This window comes from Halonotius pteroides, assembly GCF_003605635.1.
Lineage (GTDB): Archaea > Halobacteriota > Halobacteria > Halobacteriales > Haloferacaceae > Halonotius > Halonotius pteroides.
The window spans coordinates 57500-80429 of record NZ_QMDW01000013.1 but is presented as its reverse complement, the minus strand read 5'-3'; the positions used below and the strand labels follow the sequence as shown (position 1 = coordinate 80429).

Below are 22930 nucleotides of genomic sequence, written 5' to 3'. Positions count from 1 at the left end.
ATATCTCGACAAGCCACTGCTGTCAAGCGATTTCACTATTAGCTAAAGACAGATGGTTGTTTTTGTATTCTTTGACGATATTGCCGAGAAGCTGTTTCACACTGATCTTTTTTGTTTTCGTTGTGTCGTTTAGCGATGTAATCGCGTTGACCCAATTAGTCAGATCAACTAGCTCGGCGATAGCCCGGCGGATTCCATTAAACAGTTTGTCGTTTCGCTGCGTATCTACTTGATTGAATGACCCCTGAATAAGCTGGAGCTTGTTGCGGAAGTTGTGGTTGACAACGCGGTTCATGAGGTGGAGATACCGGAGATCCATCTTATGATCGCTGATATCACGGGTGGCCGCAACCACATACGATTGCCCGTCGACCGTAAGCTCAGAAAGGCGCATTTCTATCCAGACTATTTCGCCCGACGGCCGTCTGATTCGCCACTCAAACTGCTGGGAGTGGCCGTTCGCCGCGGCTCGCAACCGCTTGATGAGTTCTGGGCGGGTGAGAGAACCCGGATTTATCGCGACAATGGTTGGCCTGTTGAGCTCTTCTTTTGAGTATCCGTAGAGGTTCTCGGCGTGCTCATTGGCATAGTGTATACTGCCTGTCTCGGAGTCATGGATCGTGATACCGACATCTAAGCTGCCATAGAAATGTGCGGCTTCCTCGGCAGATGTGAACGTTGACTCCGTCATTTGAACTCGTACCTACGGATTAGAGGCTATAAATCTGTGTGTTAGATTACTAAGATCTTAGCAATTAAATGTTTTCTACTCGGTCACGTTGTCGAAACAGCCCAGCAGCGAGAATCGACAGACGGGTGAACAACCGTATCAATTGTATCGACGTGTAAAATTTAAATCGGGATTTATATTTGCCAGTACAAGTGGCGTTGTGTATGCATAGTCGGTCTCACCGTAGTGGCGGTCGTTCGTCCGGCTCAACGGCCACCGGACGGGGAGAGATCACAAACACCGCGGTGGCTGTCGGTGTAAGCAGCGGTCGGACACGGTCACACCCGCTGTCGTAGCACAGTCCGGAGGAGAGATACCATGTCGAACCAGCATGAGCGCATTCGCGTTCTCTACGAGCTAGCGCTGGCAACAGGCCCCGCCGAGACGCTACAGGAGACCGCCGAGCAGGCCATCTCCGCGTACCTCCGGCGGTTGAACTGTTCGCTCGGAGCTGTGTTCACTGAGACAGCTGACGGATACGAGGCTGTTGCCGTTCTCCCGTCGAACTCCGAAACCGATCCGCTGTACACTGCCGGTAGAGATCGCCTGTCGTCGTGGGCAACGAAATCCCCTACAGACCGTCCGTCGTTACCACTGATCGGTGAGCCCAAACCGGATAGTCACTACTACCTGTTCAGACTACCCGAGTTCGGTGTGCTGCTGCTTGGACAGTACGGATCGAGGCTGAGCCCGGCTATCGTTGATGCGGTGGATCCGCTCAACGGCAAACTGGCGAGTGCTTGTATAACAAAACAGGTTGAGAGAGACCTTCGCGAGGAACGCAACCGATTTGAGGCGATCTTTACAACCATTCAGGAACCGATCGTTAACATCTCACTGGACAGCGACACCCCACGGATCAAGCGAGCGAACGACGAGTTCAGAGAGACGTTTGGGGGATATGAGATGGGTGCCGGTATGCTGGCCGAACCCGGGCGATTTGAGCCGACGACGCCGGTTGGTGCTGAGAGTACGGAGACGGCCGAACGTATCGACGCATGTCTGGTGCGTGGTGAGCCGGTGACCGAGGAGGTTCGGCGAAAAACAGCAGACGGCGTCGGTGACTTTCTGTTACGTGCGGTTCCAGTTGCTGACGGCGAGGAGTTTTTTGTGATGTATATCGACATCACAGCAGAGAAACGCCGCCGTCGCACGCTCGAATCACTGTACGATGAGGCACAGGAAGTCCTCACAAGTCAGGATCGACAAACTGCCTGCAACCGGGGCGTCTCGACAGCCCTCTCAATTATTGATGCCGACGTGGCCGAGATCTGTCTCTACGACCGCGGTGCGGACAACCTGATTCCGGCAGCATCGACCAGCGAATCCCCGGTGTTTGAGGCTGATCAGGTTGCGATCGGCAACCTGTTGTGGGTGACATACGAGGGCTCTTCGCGCCGTGTTGATGATCTCACAACTGCTGACGGCCAGTTACCACACAGCGGTCGGGAGATCCAAAGCGCGCTGCTGTTTCCACTCGGTGACCATGGTGTGATCGCTATCGGCGACAGCCAGCAGGCCGCTTTCGATGGGATGGATTTCCAGTTCGCACAGCTACTGGCTGCACTCATCGAGATCACGCTTGATCGTGCACAACGACAACAGAGTCTCGAGTCGGTTCAGAAGCTTACGCAGGAGACACTGCAGACTGACACCCCAAGGGAAATGATCGAACTGGTTCTCGAACGCCTTCCGGATGCGCTCAACCTCCCGATTACAGGATTCTGGCAGTACAATCGGGCACGAAACCGGCTCGAACCGCTTGCGATGACCGATGCCGCAGGCGAACTGTTCGAGGAGCCGCCGACGTTCGACCCGGGCAGCAGCATCGCCTGGGAGGCGTTTGCCTCGGGGGAAACGAAGGTTATCTCTGATGTTGGTAACCGCGCCGATGCGTACAACAAAAAGAGTCCGATCCGCTCGGAGGTCATCGCCCCCATCGGCGAGTATGGGGTGTTAATGGCCGGCTCGGTCAGATCACACACCGTCACCGAGATCGACCGCAGTATCGCAACGACGCTGGCCTCAACGCTGGAAACCTCGCTGCAGCTGATAACCAATCGGCAGGAACTCGATCTCCTCGATCAGGTGCTCGGGCGGGTGCTCAGACACAATATCCGCAACGAACTCAACGTAATGAAAGGATACGCCCGGGTGTTGATCGAGGAGACAGACGACGAGCATACCCCGTTCGCCGAACAGATCCTCGAGACCTGCAACAGCCTTGAGCAGACTGCCAACAACGCCCGTGACATGCAGCGCGTAGTCCAGAGCCGAGACTCAAAGAAGACGGTGGCCATCGACAACGCCATCGACGACGCCGTTGAGCAGGCCCGTGAGGAGGGGTCGACGACCGCTGAGATCGTCGTCGACCGCGAAGCCAGCGGCAGTGTGCTCGCCCACCCGAAGCTCTCGACGGCGATTCTCCACCTGATTCAAAACGGGCTCGAACACGGCGTCGAAGCGGATTCAACTGCCGAACAGGTGCGCGTCACCACCTACGAGGAAGCTGGCAACACGGTCATCGAAGTCACAGACGACGGCCCCGGGATACCGAACGACGAGCTGTCGGTGTTGGATCGACACGGTGAGTCCGCTCTCAAGCACGGAAGCGGGGTCGGTCTGTGGCTGATCGACCGGATTGTGGAGTACTCGGAGGCGACGATCGACTTCGAGGTCAACGGCGGAACGACCGCACGCATCCGCCTCGAACAGACGTAGGGCAACGTTGCCAGCGGCAGCGGGGCTACTCAGAAAACTGCTCGGTCAACCCCTGTTGGTGGCTGCTGTCGCCGCCGCGAAGCCGCCGCCGCCGTTTGTCGAAGGCACGTTCTAACTCACCGCGCGTGTTCCGCGACACGAGATAGGCGTCGGCCGGTGAGGTGTCCTGTGGGTGAGCGGACTGAATCCAGACATGATCTCGCCCGCCGCCGGTCAACTCCTCGGCCCACCCCTCAGCAGCGGCCCGATCCGCAAACCGGTGGGTTGACCCCTCGGTGTTGATCGTCCGCCCGACCTCGGGGTTTCGCTTGCGTGCGGAGGGTTTGATCTCGACGACGTACGCCACGGCGACATTTCAGCAGCATCGCTCTTAGACGTACGGGTTCAATACTGTAGAGTTCGGTGAGGAGTATAGATATAGAAAGCCCTCGACGCTCTCGACTCCAGGGCCTCTCACGGCTCGCTTCGCTCGCCGTTCGAGCGGGTCGCGGTCTCCCTACAGTCGACCGCGCGCTCGTTGCGCGCTTCGTCGCTCACTACGTTCGCTCCTGCAGTGTCGGCTCACGGCTCCGCCGTTCGCACGGGCCGAGGCGCGTCGCGCCTCGCGGCTTGCGTCGCCGGGGTTCGCCGAGACCGTCTCGCCCTTTCAGTCCACCAGGAAATCGGTTGGTCAGTCGGCCGATCCGAGTACGATAAAATGGAGGTTAGTCGTCGGCGACCGGCTGTTCCGGCGGCGACGCCGCCAGCAGGCGGTCGAGGGCGTCGACCATCGCGTCCACCGAGGCGCGCGTGATATCCGAATCGGAGGCAGCGACCGTCACGGTGTGGTCGCCGCGGGTCATCTCAACCTCAACGGTGACGACGGCGTCGGTGCCACCAGTGATCGCGTCGACGTGGAACGAATCGAGTTCGGCGTTCGCAGCGGGGCCGAGCGCTTGGCGGACAGCTTTGACCGCGGCGTCGACCGGGCCGGAGCCGGTGTTGGCGGCGGTGCGTTCCTCGTCGCCAACGCGGAGTTTGACGCTGGCAGTCGGCACCTCGCCGCCGCTGGCGGTCGTCAGCGTCAACAGTTCGACGTACCGCTCGCGGTCACGACCCTGGACATCCTCAGCGATGGCCAACAGATCGGCGTCGGTGACGCGTTTGTCGCGCTCGCCCAGCGTTTTAACGCGTTCGACGATAGCGGCGAGTTCGTCGTCTGTCACCTCAACCCCGTGTTCGTTCAGCCCGGCCTCAACGCCAGCACGGCCGGCGTGTTTGCCAAGGACAAGCCGGCGTTCCCGACCCACCGTTTCGGGTGGATACGGCTCATACATCGCCCCGTCTTTGAGTGTGCCGTCGGTGTGGATCCCGCTTTCGTGGGTGAAGGTGTTCTCGCCGATGACAGCCTTGTTCGGCGCGAGCTGAACCCCAGTATTTTGGCTGACAGTCCGCGCCAGTTCGTAGACCGCCGGGAGATTGAGCGTCTCGATATCGTAGCTGTGTGACAGCGCGATCGCGACCTCCTCGATGGCAACGTTGCCGGCGCGCTCGCCGATCCCGTTGACGGTGCCGTGGACAAAGTCGGCCCCGGCTCGCAGACCGGCGTGGACGTTTGTCATCCCGAAGCCGAGATCGTCGTGAGTGTGGACGCTCGTCGGGCCCAGTTCAGCGAGTTGGGCGACGACATCGTAGGTGTGTTCCGGGCTGGCGTGGCCGACCGTGTCGGCGTAGCAAAACCGGTCGGCACCCGCCTCGTGGCCGGCCTCGGCGAGGTCGACGAGGAACTCAGGATCGGCGCGGGAGCCGTCCTCGCCGAGCAGTTCGACCCACAGATCGTGGTCGGTCGCGTACTCGACGAGGTCGACTGAGCTCTCGATGACTTCCTCGCGGGTCGAGCCGACCTTTGTCTCGATGTGTTTGTCCGACGACGGGACGACAAGCGTGATTCCATCAACGTCGCAGTCTAGCGCGTGGTCGATGTCGGATCTGATACCCCGGGCGAAGCTGGTGACCGTCGCGTCGAGATTGAGATCGGTGACTCGGCGGATGCAGTCGCGTTCGCCTTCGGAGGTACACGCGCTACCGGCCTCGATCACGTCGACGTCGGCGGCCGCCAGCGCCTCGGCGATCTCGACCTTCTGATCGGGGGTCAGCGAGACGCCGGGGGCCTGTTCGCCGTCACGAAGCGTGGTGTCTAAGAGCTGTACATCGTCGGGAAACGCCGAGCGAGCCGCGTTGTCACTACGCAACTCATCTGCTGTGTTTGAGTACACGGATGAATACCTGTCACCGGAGAATTTCGCGGCCAGCCGGGTCGCCCCGACTTCCTCTATCCTCGTTGGAGGCTGAATACTCCATTGTGCATCATTCTTCACATGTACAGGGAAATAAAGCTGCCGTCTGCGCCGCGGTAGGCAGTCGGGCACACAGACGGCTGCTTATTCGACCAGTGCCACCCGATCACCGACGGCGACCTCATCGGCCGCACCGGCTGGCAACTCCAGTAGCGTCTCGGCGGTTTCGCGGCCAAGCCCGATCCACGGTTTCAGCCGCTTTTTGCCCACGACCTCGTTGTCAACGAGCCACAGCGCGTCGATAGCGAACGGGACGAACAGCATGTGTACATCCCGCTTCGCCGCGCTGTCGAACTGAAAAACAAGCGCGGTGTCGTCGGCCAGCGACCGCCGAAACATCAGCCCGCGGGCCTGCTGGAGAAACGAATCCGCGATCTCGATGTTGCTGGCGAGAACCTGACTGCCGCCACCCGATTCAGGTCGGTGAACAAGCTGCACACAGGATGGTCGGCCGGGCGATATTTAGCTCTGGGGGGCCGAGGCTGGCCATGGAGGAGACGCCAGAGGGGACGCCCGTCGGCGTCGACAACCCCTACGACGTCGCGGGACACTGTGACCATCTTACCGACGACGGTCGGTGTCGGTTTGCGCTCGATCACACCGGCGTCGACCCCGAGTTCGCCGACGAGCGGGCGGCCGATGAGTACGCCTGCCACGTCGGCGCGGACGACGACTGGCAGGAATGCCCGCACTACCGCTGGACGACCACAGCCGATGAGTGCCGGCGGTGTGGGCTTGGGGAGGTCCGGCTTGCCCACGACGATAGCCGGCCGCTGATCGAGGAACACCACCTTTCGTATGCTGATGCGGACGCTGGCGACGGTGCCGCGACGGCTGACAGCGACACTGTTGATGCCAGCCACGAACTCACAGTCGCGCTGTGTCGCTGGTGTCACGCCAAAGTCCACCAGTCGTTCGCTCGCATCGACGACGATGTCGACCCCGACCCCGAGGCGGTCGCCGAACGAGAGCAGCGGCGCACAGCTGAAACCGAGGAGTTGGGGTTCCAGTCGGCCCGTGACCGGTTTGAACGGTAGTATAGAAGTGGTGGGGGTGGTATTCTACCCGCGGTCGTCGGCGTCCCCCGTCTCGGCTTAGCCGCGTGCAGCTGGTTAGCGGCGGTCTCGACCGCGTGGTTGACGGCGATGGTGTGACGCGACGTGTTGGGGGCGGTAGCGATCGAATAGTGGGCAGTTGTTCGTTCTGTGGGTTGTATCGGGTGAGGACTTAGATTCAACAGTAGTTCCGCCGCTAAATTCTGTATTAGTTAAAATCTGGGCTACTGCCCCGTATATGAATACTATTTAATGGCATATTCATTTGATTGTCCAAATGTTTTTGTGGGTGTCGACAGCTTACAGCTTCATGTGAACACGGCACGCGGACTGGTGCCACACTGACAACGAGTACCGACCACCCCTCATGTCATTTACCCCATCACTCCGGCGGAGTATCGAGGTTGAATACTGGGTCGTCGACGAAGCGGGGGATCTCACCCAACCGGGATCGCTTATCGATCTCCCGGGTGCCGAACGCGAGTTCGTTGAGCCGATGCTTGAAGTTAACACAACGCCCTGTACGTCGACCGCCGAACTCCGGACGGAGCTGTTCGAACGGGTCAGAGCCGCGGTCGATCGCGGCGACGAGATCGGCAAACAACTCGTTCCGTTGGCAACGCCGCTGAACCACGAGGAGATCCGTGAGATCCCCTGTGACCGAACGCGGATTCAAAACGCGGTCGTTGGCGAGGACTTCGAGTATGTCCGCCACTGCGCCGGCACCCACATCCACATCGAACAGCAGCCCGGCCAAGCAGTCGACCAACTCAACACGCTAATCGCGCTTGATCCGGCCTTGGCGTTGGTCAACTCGGCGCGACACGTTCAGGGAGAAGCGATGGCCCCCGGTGCGCGCTCGAAATGTTACCGCTGGCTTGCCTACGACACCCTCCGGAACCAAGGCGAGCTGTGGCCCTACGTCGATGATCGCGCAGACTGGAATCGACGCCTACAGGCGTGCTACAATCGGTTCCGAAAACAGGCCATCGCCGCCGGTATCGACGAATCAACCTTCGAGTCGTGTTTCGATCCTGAAAGCTCGGTGTGGACGCCGGTACAGCTCCGGGAAGACTTCGGTACCGTCGAGTGGCGATCGCCGGATACGACGCTGCCAAGCCGAACCGTTGCGTTGGCTGATACCCTCGCTACGGTTGCCGGTGAGTTGGATGGCCGCCCTGTCGACATCGGCGGTGACACCCCCTGTGTTGACAACGGGCGGATCACCCTCCCAGACTTCGAGATGGTCAGAGATTACGTCGACACCGCGATCGAAGATGGGCTGACCGAGTCGCTGACGGCCTACCTCTCGCGGATGGGCTTTGAGCCGGATGCCTTCGATCCGATCACAGATACCTTCGACCACGACGGGCCGATCGATCGCAACACAGCCCGCCAGCTCCGCTTAGAGTATGCGACGCGGCTCCGTGAAGATGTCCGGCAGTCGCCCGCGATGACAGCGGAGTAATCCAGTGACACATAAAACCAAACGTGCGTCAAGCCAATCGAACAAGCGCAACAGCTTTTCATCGCAGCATGTGTGAGTTGATATTATGAGTCGGCCTAAGATCGCGCTTTTGAATGCGGCGCACGCGGCCGACGACACCGAGCGGAACTTCGTCCGCGAACTTGACGCCGACGTTGTCGAGTTTCGGTGTCCGGCTGGCGAGTTCCCCGACGACTTCGCGTTCGACGGCTTCGTCGTCACCGGTTCCAGCGCGTCCGTCTACTGGGATAAGGAGTGGATCGGCCAGTTAAAAACATGGGTCGGCGGGGCGATCGAAGCCGGCCTCCCCGCTCTCGGCGTCTGTTACGGTCATCAGCTGTTAGCCGACGTACTCGGCGGCCGCGTCGAGGATATGGGCGGGTACGAGATCGGCTACCGTACGGTCGAACACGACGGCGACAATCGCCTGCTGTCCGGGGTCGACGAGTCGATGACCGTCTTTACCACCCACTCGGATCGCGTCGCCGAACCACCGCCGGGCGCGACCGTCTTTGCCGAAAACGAGTACGGAATCCACGGCTTCCGCAAAGGTCGCGCTATCGGCGTCCAGTTCCACCCCGAGTACGACATGGAGACCGCCGAAACCGTGACCGCCGGCAAGGATGACCTCTCCGAGGAACGGATGCAGCAGGTGTTGGATGGGATCACCGAATCGAACTACGCGGCAGCCTGCGAGGCAAAGCAGCTCTTCGATAATTTCCTCGCGTACGTCGCCGAGATCCGTGGCGACCGCGTTGCTGCTGACTGAGTGGTCGCCGCTGTACGGCGAGTAACTGCCCAAACACCCAGTTTCGGGTTCGGTTTCGGTTTCCTTTTGAGTCCCAGCAGCGAAGACAGCGTATGACTCATATCGCAGTTATCGACAACCACGGGCAGTTTACCCATCTGGAGCAGCGCGCGCTCCGTGATCTCGGCGTCGACGCCGACCTCGTCGACAACGATGTTGACCCCGAGGAAGTCGAGGCCGACGGCTTCGTGCTCTCCGGCGGTCCCGACATGGATCGCGCGGGCCGCTCGGCAGCATACCTCGACCGCGACGAACCCGTCCTCGGTATCTGTCTGGGGATGCAACTCATCGCCGAAGAACTCGGCGGCAGCGTCGATAGCGGCGAGTACGGCGGTTACGCCGACGTGACCGTCGAAATCACCGACGACGACGATCCACTCATCGGCTCGCTCGCACCCGATACGCGCGTCTGGGCGAGCCACGCCGACGAGGTCAAAGACCTCCCGCAGGGGTTCAACCAGACCGGCACCTCTGATGTGTGTGGTATCGAGGCGATGAGCGACACCGACCGCGACCTCTACGGCGTCCAGTGGCACCCCGAGGTGATCCACACCGAGCAGGGCGAGGAGGTCTTCGAGAACTTCCGGGATATCTGCGAGCAATCGAGCTAAACGTCGCCGCCGCGCCCGTTCTTGTCGCCGACTTTGCCGTCGATTCGATCTTGCTCTCGCTTCCCAGCGTCGCGCTCGCTTGGATCGCCGTGCCCGCCACCGCCAGGGGTTCGCACCGTAACCACGGTCTCTGCCGGCACATCGACGGTCGTCTTCGCGACCGCTGATTTCTCGTTTTCGCCCGGCAACTGGAGCAGATTCTCGCCGGTCGCGCCCGGTTCGCCGCCGTCGACACCCTGCGGCGCGTGGCGGCGTCGCTCCGTGAGCAGCGAGACGGTCGCGTCCTGCTGAACGCGCAGGCGACGTTCGAGTCCAAGCCCGCCGCGATGGGTGCCGTCGCCACCGGAGTCGGGGCGCAGGGCGTAGCGTTCGACGCGCAGGGGGTATTCGGCTTCCAGTGCCTCGATTGGCGTGTTCAGGGTGTTTGTCATCCCGACCTGCACACCGTCCATCCCGTCGGCGCTCGCGCGGCCGCCGAAGCCGCCGCCGATAGTCTCGTAGTAGGCGAAGTCGCCGCCACGGCCGCCGATAATGAGGTTGTTCATCGTCCCCTGGCTCTGCGCCGGCACGCGGTCGGGTGCGGCCTCGGCCAGCGCGAGGAAGACCACGTCGGTCACCCGTTGGCTGGTCTCGACGTTACCACCGACGACCGCGGCTGGGGGCTCGGGATTGAGCAGACACCCCTCAGGTGCTTCAACTGTCACCGGCTCATAACAGCCGTGGTTCGGCGGAATTTCGGGATCGGTGATACAGCGGATCACGAAATAGACCGCGCTCGTAGCGACTGACAGCGGCGCGTTGCAGTTGCCGGCGACCTGTTCGGCCGTCCCCGCGAAATCGACGGTTATCGTCACCCCGTCGACGGTGACGGCAGCCCGAATCTCGATGTCGTCGTCGCTCACGCCGTCGCCCTCCAGCACGTCGCTTGCGCGGTAGGTGCCGTCCGGCAGTTCCGCGATGGAATCCTGCATTCGTTCACGCGAGTAGTCGATGACCGCGTCGAAGCCGTCGACGACGCGGTCGTAGCCGTGGTCGTCGATCAGGTCGGCGAGCCGCTCCTCGGCGCGGTCGGTGGCCGCCAGCTGGGCGCGGAAGTCGGCTCGTCGCTCCTCGGGGTTGCGGACGTTGGCGAGGATCAGCGAAAACAGTTCCTCGTTGCGCTCGCCGGCGTCGACGAGCCGCGTCGGCGGGAGTCGCAGGCCCTCCTGATAGATTTCCTCCGCACCGGCGGGCATGCTGCCGGGCGTCATCCCGCCAACGTCGGCGTGGTGGGCCCGCGAGACGGCGTAGCCGAGGATCTCCTCGCGCGGCGAAATGGGCGCGACCAAGGTCACGTCCAGCAGGTGGGTTCCGCCGGCGAAGGGGTCGTTGAGAATGAACACGTCGCCGGGTTTGGGGTCGTGGTCGAGGACGGCATCAACGGCCTCGGGCATCGCGCCGAGGTGGACAGGGATGTGTTCGGCCTGGGCCACCATCCGGCCGTCGGCGTTGAAGATCGCCGTCGAGCAGTCCTGGCGTTCGGTGATGTTCGGCGAGTACGCGCCACGAATCAACACTTGGCCCATCTCGTCGGCGACGCTCTCGAACTGGTTCCGCAGGACTTCGAGCGTGACCGGGTCGATGTCGCTCGTGTCTGTCATTGGCCGCCCTCCGTGTCGCCGCGGCGCATCACGAGCGCGCCGTCACTGCGAATCCGCCCCCGCCAGCCAGGCGGGACGACAGTTGTGCTTTCGGCCTGCTCGAGAATCGCCGGCCCGTCTATCGTCGCCTCGGCAGCGAGTTTCGACCGATCGTAGACGGTGGCCGACACGCGCGCGCCGGTGTCGCCGTCGGGCGTCGGAAAGACTGCCTCGCGGCCCCCAACGACGGCGTCGCCCCCGCCGTCGTGGCTGATCGCGGGCGGCGATCCCTCGATGGTCGCGGTCACGCGGAGATTGACGAGTTCGACCGGAGCCGACAGCGTGTAACCGTAGGCGCGCTCGTGGGCTGCGTCGAAGGCCTCAGCGACCGATTCAGGCGAAAAATCGTCGACTGCGACGGTGAGTTCGAAGCTCTGGCCGTCGTATCGGCAGTCGGCCGCGCGCTCGATGGTAACGGCCTCAGGCTCGGAGATATCGGTCAACACGGACTCGATCAACTCGTCGTAGACCGCATCAAGGTCGTCAGGATCGCTGTCGACGAGCGGCTGGGTGACAGTCCGGACGGCGTCGTGGGTTTCGTCGGCTGCGAGCAGACCGTACGCCGAGAGGACGCCCGCCGGTGCCGGGACGACGACGCGATCCATGCCGAGGTCGGCGGCGAGCGCGGCGGCGTGCATTGGGCCCGCGCCGCCAAAGGCGACAAGATCGAACTCGCGTGGGTCGTGGCCGCGTTCGACGGTCGCCGCCCGGATTGCCCGTGTCATCGTCGCGTTGGCGACGCGGACGACGCCGCGGGCGGCTGCCGCGGCATCGGCGAGGTCGGCTTCGTCAGCGAGATCGTCGAGCACAGCGTTGGCGGCCTCGACATCCAGCGTGAGTTCGCCGCCGAGAGCGGTGTCGTCGCCGATGTAGCCGAGGACGACGTTCGCGTCGGTGACCGTCGGGCGGTCGCCGCCACGGCCGTAGCATGCGGGGCCGGGCTCAGCACCCGCAGATTCGGGGCCGACACGGAGCGCACCGCCGCTGTCGACCCACGCGATCGAGCCGCCGCCCGCGCCGACCGTGGTTACGTCGACCATCGGCGTCCGGATCGGGACTCCGTCGATTTCGGCTTCGGTTGTCCGCTTGGCTTGTCCGTCGCGGACAAGGCTCACGTCGCTTGAGGTGCCGCCCATATCGAAGGTGACGACGCTGGGCGCAGTAGTTGCGTCAGGTTCGGCGGCTGTCGCCGCCGCGCCGACGACGCCGGCGGCCGGCCCCGAGAGCACCGTTGAGACGGCCCGCTCGCTGACGGTGTCGCCCTCAGCAATGCCGCCGTTGGCCTGCATCACGCGCGGTTCGGGCACGCCAGCGTCGGTCGCCCTCTCGGTGAGTCGTGTCAGATAGCCGCGGATCGCCGGGGTGACGTAGGCGTCAGCGGCGGTCGTGCCGGTACGCTCAAACTCCCGGAACTCCGGGAGGACTTCGTGGGAGGCTGAGACCGGTACGTCGAGTTCCTCGCGGAGAACCTCGGCGACGCGCTGTTCGTTTTCGGGGTGGGCGTAGGCGTGCAGCAGACAGACAGCGACGCTTTCGGCATCGGTGGCGGCGATCTCGTCGGCGAGGTCACGTATGTCGTCGGGGGCAACCAGCTGCTCGATGCCCGCAGTCGTTGCGCGTTCGTCGATCTCGAAGCGTCGACTGCGCGGGACGAGTGGGTCGGGTTTGGTAGCGTTGAGATCGTAAAGATCCGGGCGATCCTGTCGGGCGATCTCCAGTACGTCGCCGAAACCTGCGGTCGTCACAAGTGCAGTTGTCGCACCATCGCGTTCGAGCAGGGCGTTCACCGAGACGGTCATCGCGTGTGCGAAGGTGTCGATGGCGGCGGGGTCAATGCCAGCGGCGTCGCAGGTCTTCTGAATTCCGTCGAGAACGCCAACGCTCTGGTCGGCTGTCGTCGGCACTTTCGCGGTATGGCGGTCGCCGTCGACGACGAGTACCACGTCGGTGAAGGTGCCGCCAACGTCGACGCCGATCCGAGTTGCGGCGGTCGCTGGCGGCGGTGTCATTCCTCAGGGGCGACGCTGACGACGTTCATCAGCGAGGAAACAGGGACGCCGTCGATGTCATCGAGACCCTGTTTGTCGACGAGGACGACACAGCCGACCGGGGTGCCGCCGCAGTCGCGGACGGCCGTAATCGTCTCCCGCATCGTCGTTCCCGAGGTGATGATGTCGTCGATGATGTAGCAGTGCTGATCGGAGACAGCCGAGAAATTCTGCGAGAAGCCGCCGTCGATCTCATCGATATCGCCTTCCTCCCACTGGTGTTTTGCGGGGCCGTAGGCCGCGATATCCGTATCGAGTTCGTTGGCGACGACGGTGGCTAACGGAACGCCGGCTTTCTCGATGCCGACGGTGAGCCCAACATCGGTGTCATCCTTCGAGATCAGGTCGGCCATCGCGCGGCTGACGTGGGTGAGCCGCTGGCTGTCGCGGCCGATCGCACTCCAATCGACGTGGATATCCTGTGGGCCGGCGGCCGGCCTCGGCTGGCTGTCGGTCTCATGTTCGACCCCGCCGCGTTCGACAAGCCAGCTTGCGGTCTCCCGAGAGACGTTGAGTTCATCGGCGATCTCGCCGCGGGAAAGCCCCCGCCCCGCTAACTTCGTCGCGCTCTCGATGAGGTTATCGACGTTTTTCATACTCGCTGAATTGAATCGCGTTTTTGATAGTCCTGTCGTCGTCGATGAAGGCGGCCTCGTAGTCGTCAAGCGCGAAAATTCCAGTAACGAGGTCATCGAGGAACGACTCTGACAGCGACGCAAGCGTGTCGACGGCAGCCTCGAAGTGACCGACATGGGAGTTGACACTGCCGACGATCGCCTTGTTGTGGAGCACCAGCTCCCGATGGAGCTTCCCGCCCTCGACCTCGAAGGCCCAGTCGCCCGGAATGCCGAGGGCCGCCAGCACGCCGTTGGGTGCAAGCGCTTCGATCGACTCGAAGGGATGTTTCGCATACCCAGTTGACTCGTAGATCAGATCGGGTGCCTCGTGGGCGTCAGGGATCTCAGGCACCGGTATCTCGTTGCTGTTGACGTAGGTGCTGTCCAGCGATTCGATGATATCGATGGTCGGGTCGGGTCGCTCACGACGGCCGAGACAGTAGGTACGGTCAAACCGCTGTTCGAACATGGCCAGCGTAATGAGTCCGAGGCTGCCGTTGCCGAGGACGAGAGCTGCGTCAGGGTTCCACTCGAAGGCCGACCGGCTGGCGTCGGCGTGTTCGACCGCCTTTTCAGTAATAGAGATCGGCTCAACGAGAAAGCCCAGTTCGGCCAACTCCGGTGGGACAGTAATGAGGAACTCCGCAGGGCTGGTGAAGTATTCGGCCATGAAGCCGTGTGCGCCGACGATACCGCGCTCATGGTACTGGCCGTCGGGAGCCATATCCGGCTCGCCGCGCTCGAAGTAGGTGTTGTCGCCGTTCGGCCGGCGACGAACCGTCGGGACGACGACATCGCCCTCGCTAACGTCGGTGCCGTTGGCGTCCTCGACGACGCCGACAGCCTCATGCCCCAACACCATGTGGCCGGTGTCAGCCGGGAAGCCGCCGTGACCGCCGCTGATGACCTCGTGGTCGGTGCCGTCGACGCCGACCCGGAGCGTCCGAACCAGTGCCTCGCCGGCGTCGGGATCGGGTCGCGGCAGGTCGATGAGTTCGGGCTCCGATTCGCCCTCGTAGACCGCGATAGCGTGCATACCGTGTCGGATGATCCCACGGCTCAATAGCGTTACTCTTGTGTGAGTAAGCATTTCACACGCGCGGACGAGATGCGGAGCGACCGCGTCGGCAGCCGGCTCAGGCGTTGAGCTCTTCGCGCAGCAGTTGGTTGACGCTACCTGGGTCGGCTGAGCCGCCGGATTTCTGCATGACCTGGCCGACGAGGAAGTTGAGCGCGCCGTCCTCGCCGCTGTGGTAGTCGTCGACGGCATCGGGGTTTTCATCGATAGCTTCGACCACGAAGTCGGCGATGGCGTCGTCGTCGGCCTTGCCGAGACCCTCGCGGTCGATAATCGTCTCGGGGGCGTCACCGTCGTCAAGCATCGACCGCAAGACGACCTCCTCGGCGTTTTTGACCGTGAGTTCGTCGGTTTCGACGAGTTCGATCAGGTGGGAAAATTCTTCGAGCCGGCCCTCGATGTCGGTGATCAGCATATCCCGATAGTTGAGTTCGCCCAGTAGGTTGTCGGCAACCCACGTCGCAGCCACGTTGGGATCGAACTGCTCGGCGACGGCCTCGAAGAAGTCGGCGACCTCCTTCGTTGAGGTGAGTTTTGCGGCGGCCTCGCTGTCGAGGCCGTAGTCGGCGACAAAGCGCTCCCGTCGGGCGTCGGGAAGTTCCGGGATCTCGATTGTCTCTTTCCAGTCGGCGACTTCCAGCGGCGGGAGGTCGGCCTCACGGAAGTACCGATAGTCGGCCTCCGACTCCTTTGATCGCATCGAGACGGTGATCCCACGGGATTCGTCCCAGTGGCGGGTCTCGGTTTCGAGTGCGCGACCGCGCTTGACGGCGTTTTTCTGCCGGCTGACCTCGTAGGCCAGCGCCTTCTCGGCGGCTTTGTGACTGGAGATATTCTTCACTTCGGTGCGGTTTGCGTCTTCGAGGACGCTGTCGTCGATGTCGCCCGCGTCGTCGACCTCGTCGGCGTCGACCAGCGAGATGTTGGCGTCGACGCGGAGGCTGCCGTCGCGGGTGGCGTCGAAGACACCCAGATATTCGAGCACCTCTTCGAGTTTGGCGAGGAAGGCCCGCGTCTCAGCGGGCGAACGGAAATCGGGTTCGGTAACGATCTCAACGAGCGGCGTCCCCGCACGGTTGTAGTTGATCAGCGTCGCCTCGGCGGTATCGATACTCCCACCTTTGTGCTGGAGACTCCCGGGATCCTCTTCGAGGTGCGCACGGGTGATCCCGATCTCCCGACGGTCGCCTTCAACGCTGATTTCGAGTTCGCCCTCCTGACAGATCGGCGCGTCGTACTGGGTGAGTTGGAAGTTTTTCGGGAGGTCAGGGTAGTAGTAGTTCTTCCGGTGGAACGTGGTGCGCTCGGGGATGTCGGCGTCGAGGGCCTTGCCGATCTTGACGGCGGCTTCGACCGCGCCCTCGTTGAGCACCGGGAGTGCGCCCGGCAAGCCGAGACAGACCGGGCAGGTACGGCTGTTTGGTTCCTCGTTATCATCGGCCGCAGTCGAGCAGCCACAGAAGATCTTGGTGGCCGTCTCAAGCTGGACGTGCACCTCCAGCCCGATGACGACCGCGTGTTCGTCGGTTTGGACGGCCTGTGCTGTCATTGGACAGGATTTGCTGCCCGCCCGCTAAAGCCTAACGGAGCCACGAGGGCGACTACAACCGGCGCGAAACCATCACACGACGCGTCGATCCCCGTGATGGCCAAGCGTGCCCAGCCGAACCCGCGAGCCGGTGCTGGAGCCCTCGACGCCGGCCCGCAACGCGTAGATGTGTGTGTCGTCGCTGCCAACAAACAGGGTGCCGTCGACCACCGTCGGCGAGGAGCGACCACCGATCGGGAGGCGCCACTGCTGGGCACCGGTGGCCGCATCGACAGCGTAGACCTTGCGTAAGGATTCGAAAAAGACCGTCTCGTCGGCGACCGTCGGCGAGGAGTGCAGCGAACTCTTCGTCTCAAAGGCCCACTCGCGGTCGCCGGTTGCCGCCGAGAGGGCGTAGAGCAACCCGCCAGCACCGGTAACGAAGACCGTGCCGTCGGCGACGGTTGGCGAGGAGACAACGGTCGCATCGACACGCCACTGTTCGTCGCCGGTGGCAGCATCAATGGCATGCAACTGCTCCCAGCCACCGACGAAGACCGTCCCATCGGCGACCGTCGGCGACGACTCGATCTTCCGGTCGGTCTCAACTGTCCATTGGCTGTCGCCACTCGCGGCAGCTAGGGCGTAGAGCGTGCCGTCATCGCTGCCGACAAAAACCGTCTCGTCGACAACCGTCGGCGACGACGTCACGTGATCGCCGGTGTCGACAGCCCACTGCTGGTCGCCGGTCGCGGCGTCGACCGCGTAGATCGAGGCGTCGTTGCTGCCGACGAAGACCGTGCCATCGACGACGGTCGGCGAGGAGCCGACGCTGTCGCCGGTGTCGAATGTCCACTGCTGGTCGCCGGTTGCAGCGTCCAGCGCGTACAGGCTGCCGTCATCGCTACCGATAAAGACCGTCCCGTCGGCGACTGTCGGCGATGCGTAGACGTACCCCGCCGTTTCGGCCGTCCACTGCGTGTCGCCGGTTGCAGCGTCCAGCGCGTAGATGTTGCCATCCCCGCTGCCAACAAAGACCGTCTCGTCGACGACGGTTGGCGAGGATGCAACAGCGTTGTCGGTGTCGACCGCCCACCGTTGTCGGTCGCCTGGTTGTGCACTCGCCCACGACGCAGCAACCCCCGTGGCGAGTCCGACGCCGACAACCGATTTCAACAGTGTGCGGCGGCTCGGACGATACGTGCCGTCCCCCAGCGGCTCATGGTACGCCATCAGTAACACTATTGCAAGTTTTCATATAAATAACCAGTGCAGCGACGGCTCGATCGGCGCACCTCGCGTCGATCATCAGTCGGGAATCAGACATGTGTCTGACACAGTTTTATACAGAGACAGAACGGTTGTCATGGTATGAGTAATCGGGTCGATGAACTCGAAGGACAGCTCGCAGAGCTCCGCGCCGCAGTCAACGGTCTCACCGAGGAACTCGTTGAGACGAAAGACCGGGTTCGTGAACTCGAAGCCGAGGCCGCAGCCACCGACGCCGAGACACCGACCCCGGAGACCGAAACGCCGACCAAAAGCGACGATCACGTCGTCGTCGTCGAACAGGAGCAGGACGATGTCGACGTCGTCACCGGCTCGCTGGCAGAGGACGCCGATCCGATCAACGAGGCTGTTGAAACGGAAGACACAACTGAGGAGGAGTCCAACGAGTCGACCGACGACATCATCGTTGCCTAACTGACCGGCGACGACCCAGACTGTCGCCCGAGTTCATTTATGCATATCAAAGCCCTCGTCTTAGACGGTTTCAAGAGTTTCGGGCGGCCAACGCGTATCCCGCTGTATGAAGATTTTACCGTGATTACCGGGCCAAACGGGTCGGGAAAATCGAACATCATCGACGGCGTGCTCTTTGCCCTCGGGCTCGCCAAAACCCGGGGGATCCGCGCCGAGAAGCTCACTGACCTGATCTACAATCCCGGCCACGACGGTGAGGCCTCAACCGACGATGGCCCACGCGAGGCCAGCGTCGAGGTCATCCTCGACAACAGCGCGGGCACACTCACCCGCGAGCAGGTCGTGACGGCCGCCGGCACCGATCGCATCGGCGACGTCGAGGAGATCACGATCAAACGCCGCGTCAAACAGACCGACGACAACTACTATTCGTACTACTACCTCAACGAACGCTCGGTCAACCTCGGCGACATCCAAGACCTGCTCGCACAGGCTGGCATCGCCCCCGAGGGGTACAACGTCGTCATGCAGGGCGACGTGACCGAGATCATCAACATGTCGGCGGGCCAGCGACGTGGCATCATCGACGAGATCGCCGGCGTCGCCGAGTTCGACGCCAAGAAGGACTCAGCCTTCGAGGAACTCGACGCCGTCGAAGAGCGGATCAACGAGGCGACGCTCAAAATCGAGGAGAAAGAGGAGCGACTCGACCAGCTTGCCGACGAACGCGATACGGCCCTCGAATACCAATCGCTGCGCGACGAAAAACAGGAGTACGAGGGGTATCTGAAGGCTGCCGAGCTTGAGAATAAACGCAAAGAACTCACCGAGATTGAGAGCGACATCAACAGCCACGAGGAGACACTCGCTGAGCGACAGGAAACCCTCGACAGCGCACAGGGCCGACTCAGTCGACTGGAGAACGAACTGGAAGCGCTCAACCGCGAGATCGAACGCAAAGGTGAGGACGAGCAGTTGCGGCTCAAACGCGAAATGGAGTCGATCAAAGGCGAGATCGACCGCCTCGAAGGCCGGATTGAGGCCGCCGAAGGCCGCATCGAGGACGCCGAGGACGAACGCCGACAGGCCTTCGTCCAGATCGATCGCAAACAGGAGGAGCTCGACGAGATCGAGGCGACGATCACGGATCTCAAAGTCGAGCAGGCGTCGGTCAAAAGCACGATCCAGAGCAAGCAGGCCGACCTCGCCGAGATCCAAGACGAGATCGACAACGCCGACACCGAGTTCGACGAACTCAAAGCCGAGTTGGCCGACAAAAAGGAGCGACGCGAGGAGCTAAAGACGCAGGCCAACGACATCCAGCGGAAGAAGGATCGCCTGCTCGACGACGCCCGACGACGTTCGACCGAGGTTGAGGAGGCCCAAGCCGACCTCACTGAGGCCCGCGAATCGATTCCGGATCTCAAAGCCGAACTGTCGAACCTCCAGAGCGAACTCGATAAAGCCGAAAAGAACAGATCGAAGATCGAAGCCTCAATCGGCGCGCTCAGAGACGACCGCGAGGAGGCGAAAGCCGACTTGGAGGAGATCGAATCGAAGCTCCGCGAAAAACAGTCCGAATACGCCGACATCGAGGCCCGCAGCGACGACGACAGCTCGTGGCCGCGGGCGGTGACGACGATTCTCAACGCCGGCAAGCGCGGCGTCCACGGCGCGGTCGGCGATCTCGGTAGCGTCGACAGCGAGTACGCGACCGCCTGCGAAACCGCCGCGGGCGGCCGCCTCGCAAACGTCGTCGTCGACGACGACGGCGTCGGCTCGGAGTGTATCGACTACCTCAAATCCCGCAACGCCGGCCGGGCAACCTTCCTCCCGATTACGGAGATGGACAACCGCGGCCTGCCGACCCTCCCATCCCATCCGGGCGTCGTCGACTTCGCGCGCAATCTCGTCGAGTACGACAGCAAATACGAGGGGGTGTTTTCCTATGTACTCGGCTCGACACTCGTCGTCGAGGATATGGCGACGGCTCGTGAGTTCATGGGTCGGTTCCGGATGGTCACACTCGACGGCGACCTCGTCGAGAAGAGCGGCGCGATGACCGGCGGCTCCGGCGGCGGCTCCCGGTATGCGTTTTCGGCGTCGGGCGGCGGCAAACTCGAACGGCTCGCCGAGGAGATCGACCAACTCGAAGACAAACGCCGCCAGCACGAAGACGAAATCCGCGATCTGGAAGACCAGATCGACGCCGCCCGCGACCGGAAATCCGACGCCGTCGAGAAAGTCCAGTCCATCGAGGCCGACATCGAACGCAAACACGAGGCAATCGACGATGCCGAATCGGAGATCGGCGACCTCGAAACCCGCCTCGATGAGATCGAAACCGAACGCGAAGCCGTCGAGGATGAGATGGCCGAGGTCGACGCCGAACTCGACGAGATCGAGAGCGAACGCGAGGCCGTCGACGCTGACATCGAGGAGCTTGAGGCCGAGTTGGCAGAATCAAAGATCCCCGAGTTGACCGACGAGGCCGACGCGATCCGCGAAGAAATTCGGGAGCACAAGGATCGGATGGACGATCTCGAAGGCCGACTCAACGAACAGCAACTCGAACAGCAGTACGCCGAGGAGGCCATCGATGACCTTCACGACACCGTTGAATCCGCCCAAGAGCGGAAGGCCGACGGCCAAGACGAGATCAGCGAGTTGGAAAGCCAGATCGACGACAAGGAGGGGGAACTCGACGAAAAACGCGAGGCCATCGAGGAACTCGAAGCCGAGTTGGCCGACCTCAAAGACGAGCGCGAGGAGTTGAAAACGACTGTCAAAGACGCCCAGGCCGACCGCGACGAGGCGAAAGAGGCCGTCGGCGAAATCGAGTCAAAACTCCAGTCGGCCCGCGAGGAGCGCGACCGGCTTGAGTGGGAGATCGACGAACTGGAACAGGCCGTCGGCGACTACGACCCCGAGGAGATTCCCGATCACGACGAAGTCGAGTCCAACATCGACCGCCTCGAAACGGCGATGGCAAAACTGGAGCCGGTCAATATGCTCGCTATCGACGAATACGAGGAGGTCGAAGCCGACCTTGAGGAACTCGTTGATGGCCGCAACACCCTGGAGGCGGAGCGCGACGGCATCCGCGACCGGATCGACCAGTACGAATCCCAGAAAAAAGCGACGTTCATCGACGCCTTCGAGTCGATCAACGGCCACTTCCAAGACATCTTCTCGCGGCTCTCAGACGGATCGGGCGAGCTCGTCTTAGAAGACCCCGAAGAGCCATTTGAGGGCGGGCTGACGATGAAGGCTCAGCCGGCGGACAAGCCGATCCAACGGCTGGCGGCGATGTCCGGCGGCGAGAAGTCGCTGACGGCCCTCGCGTTCATCTTCGCCATCCAGCGACACAATCCCGCGCCGTTCTACGCGCTCGATGAGATCGATGCCTTCCTCGATGCGGTCAACGCCGAGCGCGTCGGCGAGATGGTCGACGATCTGGCCGGCGACGCCCAGTTCGTCGTCGTCTCCCATCGCTCCGCGCTGCTGGAGCGCTCCGAGCGCGCCATCGGTGTGACGATGCAGGACGACAACTACAGCGCGGTCACCGGCATCCAGTTCGACGGCGACGACGCCGAGGCGGAGGTGCCAGCCGATGACTGATCTGCCCGACGCCGTCGGCCTCGACGGGATCAGCGGTGAGTACAACGGCGAACAGGAACGACCGACAGAACCGACCGACGACGAAGTCGAGCCTGTCGAGCTGTTGGTGCAGTTGGCCGAGGACGGCGAGATCGAGCCGTGGGATACCGACATCGTCGAGGTCACCGACGCCTTCCTCTCGAAGCTCGAAGCAACTGACCTGCGTACGAGCGCGCGGGCGTTATTCTACGCCAGTGTCCTCCTGCGGATGAAAGGCGACGAACTACTCGATCCCACAGAAAACGAGACAGACGATGAGCCGGAACCGTGGGAACAGGCCTTCGAGGACGGCGCGGGAGTCGACGACGAGGCGGACGGTGCGTCAGGCTTCGACCCGGTCGACGAACTCGAAGCCGAGATGGATCGCCGCCTCGACCGCAAAAGCACCCGTGGCAACCCCGAAACGCTTGACGAACTCGTCCGCGAACTCCGGGAGGCCGAACGCGATAACTGGTGGAAGCGGCGCCGAGAGTACGACACCAGCGACACCGGCGGCGGGGGGTACGGCACCCAAACGGTCGACTACCGCGCGACCGACGACTTCCGTGCGGCCGACGAGCCGACCGAGGGCGACGTGACCGCCAACACTCACACCGAAGACATCGAGAGCGTTATCGAACAGGTGCAGGCCGCCCTCGCCCCTGAGTTCGACAATGGCCGCAGCGAGGTGCTGTACGCGGAAATTGAAGCCGCCGGAGGCCGGCCGTTTATGACCTATCTCGCACTGTTGTTCCTCTCCCATCGCGGCGAACTCCGTCTCCAGCAGGACGACCTCTTCGGCGACCTCTGGGTGCAGGATCCCGCACAGCGATCCGGAGACGACGAACAAGACGAACCCGACGAGGAACTCGAAGCGACAGCCGACTGAG

Annotated in this window: 18 protein-coding genes; 8 read left to right on the top strand and 10 right to left on the bottom strand. The window is 62.5% G+C overall.

Annotation, left to right across the window (positions count from 1 at the left end):
• Nucleotides 1–22: 22 nt before the first annotated feature.
• Nucleotides 23–691 carry a PAS domain S-box protein gene (locus DP106_RS10215; RefSeq protein WP_120085106.1) on the bottom strand — a complete coding sequence of 223 codons (669 nt, stop codon included), beginning with the start codon at nt 689–691 and terminating at the stop codon, nt 23–25.
• Nucleotides 692–1048: 357 nt separating this feature from the next.
• On the opposite strand from DP106_RS10215, the gene DP106_RS10210 reads away from it, so the two are divergent.
• Nucleotides 1049–3451, top strand: coding sequence for a GAF domain-containing sensor histidine kinase (locus DP106_RS10210; protein WP_120085105.1), 2403 nt, complete (start codon nt 1049–1051; stop codon nt 3449–3451).
• Between the two features lie 25 nt (nt 3452–3476).
• Here the strand turns inward: DP106_RS10210 and DP106_RS10205 are convergent, their stop codons facing one another.
• The 3 genes from DP106_RS10205 to DP106_RS10195 form a co-directional block, all read right to left on the bottom strand.
• The gene (locus tag DP106_RS10205; protein WP_120085103.1) at nt 3477–3797 is read right to left on the bottom strand and encodes a hypothetical protein; all 321 of its coding nucleotides are present in this window, start codon (nt 3795–3797) and stop codon (nt 3477–3479) included.
• 358 nt (nt 3798–4155) lie between these two features.
• On the bottom strand, nt 4156–5682 hold the full coding sequence (locus tag DP106_RS10200) for a (R)-citramalate synthase (RefSeq protein WP_120085114.1): 1527 nt from the start codon (nt 5680–5682) through the stop codon (nt 4156–4158).
• A gap of 189 nt (nt 5683–5871) precedes the next feature.
• A complete protein-coding gene (locus DP106_RS10195) occupies nt 5872–6225 on the bottom strand; it encodes a DUF192 domain-containing protein (protein ID WP_120085101.1) in 354 nt (117 codons plus the stop codon).
• Between the two features lie 50 nt (nt 6226–6275).
• Between DP106_RS10195 and DP106_RS10190 the strand changes: the two genes are divergently transcribed.
• The 4 genes from DP106_RS10190 (at nt 6276) to DP106_RS10175 (ending at nt 9747) form a co-directional block, all read left to right on the top strand.
• Nucleotides 6276–6824: a DUF7097 family protein gene (locus DP106_RS10190; RefSeq protein WP_120085099.1), complete on the top strand. Its 549-nt coding sequence runs from the start codon at nt 6276–6278 to the stop codon at nt 6822–6824.
• A 385-nt stretch (nt 6825–7209) separates the two neighbouring features.
• Nucleotides 7210–8310: a glutamate-cysteine ligase family protein gene (locus DP106_RS10185; protein ID WP_120085098.1), complete on the top strand. Its 1101-nt coding sequence runs from the start codon at nt 7210–7212 to the stop codon at nt 8308–8310.
• A gap of 85 nt (nt 8311–8395) precedes the next feature.
• Nucleotides 8396–9097, top strand: coding sequence for a type 1 glutamine amidotransferase (locus DP106_RS10180; protein ID WP_120085096.1), 702 nt, complete (start codon nt 8396–8398; stop codon nt 9095–9097).
• Nucleotides 9098–9189: 92 nt separating this feature from the next.
• The gene (locus tag DP106_RS10175) at nt 9190–9747 is read left to right on the top strand and encodes a GMP synthase subunit A (RefSeq protein ID WP_120085095.1); all 558 of its coding nucleotides are present in this window, start codon (nt 9190–9192) and stop codon (nt 9745–9747) included.
• Here the strand turns inward: DP106_RS10175 and DP106_RS10170 are convergent.
• The 6 genes from DP106_RS10170 to DP106_RS10145 all read right to left on the bottom strand — a co-directional run bounded on the left by DP106_RS10170 (nt 9744) and on the right by DP106_RS10145 (nt 17930).
• A complete protein-coding gene (locus tag DP106_RS10170; protein ID WP_120085093.1) occupies nt 9744–11387 on the bottom strand; it encodes a hydantoinase B/oxoprolinase family protein in 1644 nt (547 codons plus the stop codon). The two genes, DP106_RS10175 and DP106_RS10170, sit on opposite strands and share 4 nt — an antisense overlap.
• Nucleotides 11384–13435: a hydantoinase/oxoprolinase family protein gene (locus DP106_RS10165; RefSeq protein WP_120085092.1), complete on the bottom strand. Its 2052-nt coding sequence runs from the start codon at nt 13433–13435 to the stop codon at nt 11384–11386. Before DP106_RS10165 ends, DP106_RS10170 begins: the two co-directional genes overlap by 4 nt.
• Nucleotides 13432–14070, bottom strand: a complete 639-nt coding sequence (gfcR, locus tag DP106_RS10160) for a transcriptional regulator GfcR (RefSeq protein ID WP_120085091.1) — start codon at nt 14068–14070, stop codon at nt 13432–13434. Before gfcR ends, DP106_RS10165 begins: the two co-directional genes overlap by 4 nt.
• The gene (locus tag DP106_RS10155) at nt 14054–15127 is read right to left on the bottom strand and encodes a glucose 1-dehydrogenase (protein ID WP_120085090.1); all 1074 of its coding nucleotides are present in this window, start codon (nt 15125–15127) and stop codon (nt 14054–14056) included. Before DP106_RS10155 ends, gfcR begins: the two co-directional genes overlap by 17 nt.
• 100 nt (nt 15128–15227) lie before the next feature.
• Complete coding sequence (gene gatB / locus DP106_RS10150) at nt 15228–16718, bottom strand: Asp-tRNA(Asn)/Glu-tRNA(Gln) amidotransferase subunit GatB (RefSeq protein WP_120085088.1); 1491 nt, start codon at nt 16716–16718, stop codon at nt 15228–15230.
• A gap of 72 nt (nt 16719–16790) precedes the next feature.
• Nucleotides 16791–17930 (bottom strand): outer membrane protein assembly factor BamB family protein, encoded by a 1140-nt coding sequence (locus tag DP106_RS10145; protein ID WP_120085113.1) that lies wholly within the window; start codon nt 17928–17930, stop codon nt 16791–16793.
• Between the two features lie 138 nt (nt 17931–18068).
• Here DP106_RS10145 and DP106_RS10140 point away from each other — a divergent pair, with 138 nt between their 5' ends.
• Genes DP106_RS10140 through DP106_RS10130 form a run of 3 tightly spaced genes read left to right on the top strand, consistent with a single transcriptional unit; the run spans nt 18069 to nt 22929 of the window.
• Nucleotides 18069–18401 (top strand): DUF7518 family protein, encoded by a 333-nt coding sequence (locus tag DP106_RS10140; protein ID WP_120085087.1) that lies wholly within the window; start codon nt 18069–18071, stop codon nt 18399–18401.
• A gap of 39 nt (nt 18402–18440) precedes the next feature.
• Nucleotides 18441–22022: a chromosome segregation protein SMC gene (gene smc, locus DP106_RS10135; protein WP_120085086.1), complete on the top strand. Its 3582-nt coding sequence runs from the start codon at nt 18441–18443 to the stop codon at nt 22020–22022.
• Nucleotides 22015–22929 (top strand): segregation and condensation protein A, encoded by a 915-nt coding sequence (locus tag DP106_RS10130; RefSeq protein ID WP_120085085.1) that lies wholly within the window; start codon nt 22015–22017, stop codon nt 22927–22929. The genes smc and DP106_RS10130 overlap by 8 nt, the downstream gene beginning before the upstream one ends.
• Nucleotide 22930: the final 1 nt, after the last annotated feature.

Excerpts from the sequence above, each read along its gene's own strand:
- DP106_RS10210 (WP_120085105.1), top strand. The coding sequence starts at position 1,049 with ATGTCGAACCAGCATGAGCGCATTCGCGTTCTCTACGAGCTAGCGCTG.
- DP106_RS10185 (WP_120085098.1), top strand. The coding sequence starts at position 7,210 with ATGTCATTTACCCCATCACTCCGGCGGAGTATCGAGGTTGAATACTGG.
- DP106_RS10215 (WP_120085106.1), bottom strand. The coding sequence starts at position 691 with ATGACGGAGTCAACGTTCACATCTGCCGAGGAAGCCGCACATTTCTAT.
- smc (WP_120085086.1), top strand. The coding sequence starts at position 18,441 with ATGCATATCAAAGCCCTCGTCTTAGACGGTTTCAAGAGTTTCGGGCGG.
- DP106_RS10145 (WP_120085113.1), bottom strand. The coding sequence starts at position 17,930 with ATGGCGTACCATGAGCCGCTGGGGGACGGCACGTATCGTCCGAGCCGC.
- DP106_RS10130 (WP_120085085.1), top strand. The coding sequence starts at position 22,015 with ATGACTGATCTGCCCGACGCCGTCGGCCTCGACGGGATCAGCGGTGAG.
- DP106_RS10155 (WP_120085090.1), bottom strand. The coding sequence starts at position 15,127 with ATGCACGCTATCGCGGTCTACGAGGGCGAATCGGAGCCCGAACTCATC.
- gatB (WP_120085088.1), bottom strand. The coding sequence starts at position 16,718 with ATGACAGCACAGGCCGTCCAAACCGACGAACACGCGGTCGTCATCGGG.
- DP106_RS10175 (WP_120085095.1), top strand. The coding sequence starts at position 9,190 with ATGACTCATATCGCAGTTATCGACAACCACGGGCAGTTTACCCATCTG.
- DP106_RS10165 (WP_120085092.1), bottom strand. The coding sequence starts at position 13,435 with ATGACACCGCCGCCAGCGACCGCCGCAACTCGGATCGGCGTCGACGTT.
- DP106_RS10140 (WP_120085087.1), top strand. The coding sequence starts at position 18,069 with ATGAGTAATCGGGTCGATGAACTCGAAGGACAGCTCGCAGAGCTCCGC.
- DP106_RS10190 (WP_120085099.1), top strand. The coding sequence starts at position 6,276 with ATGGAGGAGACGCCAGAGGGGACGCCCGTCGGCGTCGACAACCCCTAC.
- gfcR (WP_120085091.1), bottom strand. The coding sequence starts at position 14,070 with ATGAAAAACGTCGATAACCTCATCGAGAGCGCGACGAAGTTAGCGGGG.
- DP106_RS10180 (WP_120085096.1), top strand. The coding sequence starts at position 8,396 with ATGAGTCGGCCTAAGATCGCGCTTTTGAATGCGGCGCACGCGGCCGAC.
- DP106_RS10170 (WP_120085093.1), bottom strand. The coding sequence starts at position 11,387 with ATGACAGACACGAGCGACATCGACCCGGTCACGCTCGAAGTCCTGCGG.